Consider the following 1,646-nt stretch of genomic DNA (forward strand, 5'->3'; position numbering starts at 1 on the left):
CCTGGATTTGAAATGGGAGCCCCTGAAAAACCAGAACATGCAAAAACTGTTGAAAGAACAGAGGGTACAGAATCACAACCTGGATTTGAAATGGGAGCCCCTGAAAAATCAGAACATGTAAAAACTGTTGAAAAATCAGAAGGTACAGGTACAGATTCTCAAGAAGGAAAAATGGTACCGACAAATGAAGGTACAGAATCACAACCTGGATTTGAAATGGGAGCCCCTGAAAAATCAGAACATGTAAAAACTGTTGAAAAATCAGAAGGTACAGGTACGGATTCTCAACAAGGAAAAATGGTACCAACAAAAGAAGAAAATTAAATAATATATAGTTATAACGAAGAGCATCCAAAAAGTGGTGCTCTTTTTATATGATAGGGATCAACTAGTTTTACTCAATATAGAACTGTAGGAGGAATTGAGGCTAGAACATGGGGGACTGTCTCTTCAAACCATGGTGTTTGAAACAGTAGTTTTAGTAGTAACGTTACAATACAAACATTTTGTTAGAGATTTTTTAAATTTACATACACTCTAGATAGACTACATATAAACTTCAGATACTTGTTTTATGATACAAGTAATCAAACAAAAGGAGGGCAATACAAAATGATTAAAACAGTATTAACAGCGCACTCTTTTAAGTACAAGAGAATATTAGCAGATGGAGAAAATGTTGAAGATGTACAGACAGATAAACATATTCCATATAAACAAAATGAATTGCAACAAGCCAAAAGTACGATTCTAAGAAGTTTGAGTTATAAAAAGAAAATAGATAAGTATAGTGAAAATAGATAAATTGACAAGAGAAAAGCACTTTGTGTATATCACAGGTGCTTTTCTTACGATTAGTCAGCCTATATTTTTAGATTTTTAATGGACTGGATATCACAAAATATAGGTATCCATTTTTATGCATGCAAAATACCCCTAGCAGGGATTCATTTTTTTACTAGGGGCGGATATGGTATGATGAATGAAACTATGATGTTAGGCTGCTAACCGAGAATCATAGTGTATATTGTGTGTAATAAGGTGAAGGAGAAGTTTCAATAACTTATTTACACATGCAATGGACGCAACTTTATGACATTTGTTATAGGGTTGCGTTTTCTTTGCTATATAAAATTTATATAATAAATGAGAAATTAACAAAGTGGACAATTGAACCATCGGAGTTTAGAGGTGATTAGTTATAACTGTCTGGAGGTATTTGTACCAGAATATAATGTGTTAATATTTTGACATTTTTTGTGTTTTATGCTTTTTATTTATAATAAATGTATTAAAATCTTTTTTTCTCATACATTTATTTGGTTATTCATCTTATTAAGTGAATTAAAATATATCCATTTCCTTATATAAATGAGTATATTTATGTTAAATTGTGTAAATATGTGTAAATAGATAATATGAATATATAAGTAATAGATATTACTTATATATTCATATTTTAAGTTTCTGAAAATATAGCGGAGGGATAGTATGAAAAGGGGACAGAAACGAAAAACACAAAATTTAGTGATAGTAACTGCCGCATTATCTATGTTTGCTACTGGAATAACGCCCTCATTAGAAATCTTTGCGGAAGAACAAGCGCAGCAACAGAAAGTGTATGAAGCTGTTCAAAATCATCAAGG

General features: G+C 31.3%; 2 protein-coding genes and 1 pseudogene. All 3 read left to right on the top strand.

All coding sequences use genetic code 11. The features are described from left to right. Positions 1 to 324: pseudogene (locus HMPREF2590_RS23745) on the top strand (hypothetical protein); the annotation flags it as partial. A 288-nt stretch (positions 325 to 612) separates the two neighbouring features. Next, the gene (locus tag HMPREF2590_RS23750) at positions 613 to 804 is read left to right on the top strand and encodes a hypothetical protein (RefSeq protein WP_042973106.1); all 192 of its coding nucleotides are present in this window, start codon (positions 613 to 615) and stop codon (positions 802 to 804) included. Between the two features lie 687 nt (positions 805 to 1,491). Continuing rightward, positions 1,492 to 1,646: chitin-binding protein (locus tag HMPREF2590_RS30945; RefSeq protein ID WP_070861591.1), on the top strand; the 155-nt coding region annotated here is incomplete at its 3' end.

The organism is Bacillus sp. HMSC036E02, assembly GCF_001836235.1.
GTDB classification, from domain to species: Bacteria; Bacillota; Bacilli; order Bacillales; family Bacillaceae_G; genus Bacillus_A; species Bacillus_A cereus.